General features: G+C 67.2%; 1 protein-coding gene. It reads right to left on the reverse strand.

Features of this window, described 5'->3' with window-relative positions; genetic code table 11:
* Positions 1 to 458, reverse strand: a 458-nt coding sequence (locus ABE459_RS26050) for a DUF6531 domain-containing protein (RefSeq protein WP_346648181.1), incomplete at both ends; no start/stop codon positions are given.

A 458-nucleotide genomic window follows, 5' to 3' on the forward strand; every position in this document is an offset into this window, starting at 1 on the left:
TGTGCTCGTAGTGCAGCATCGCGCCGACGCCGTTGCGCATGACGATATGCACCAGGTGGAAGCGCTCGCCGACGCGCTCGTAGGTCTCGTGGCGCTCCTGCCCGCGCGACAGGATGAGCTGGGTGTCGGTGGTGCGGGTCAGGCCACGGTACTCCACCGCGTCGTAATGGGTTTTGCCGACCTTGGGCAGTGGGTAGGCGTGGCTGCGGCCATCGATATCGTGCAGCAGCAGGCCATCGTCCTGCACATCGATGCAGGTGGTGAAGGCGGTGATCCAGCGGGCGCCGAGGCTGCCGCTGTCGAGGGCGGCCAGGCGCGAGTGGTAGGTGCGGGTCCAGGTGATCGGAAACGGGCCGGGCAGGCTGAAATCGGTGTGCTGCAGGGTCTCGCTGCCCAGGGCGAAGTTGATGCTGTTGCAGGTGTTGGCCGGGGCGCCGTTCTTGCACGGGTTGGCGGCC

Source organism: Pseudomonas sp. TWI923 (genome assembly GCF_039673365.1).
Taxonomy (GTDB): Bacteria; Pseudomonadota; Gammaproteobacteria; order Pseudomonadales; family Pseudomonadaceae; genus Aquipseudomonas; species Aquipseudomonas sichuanensis.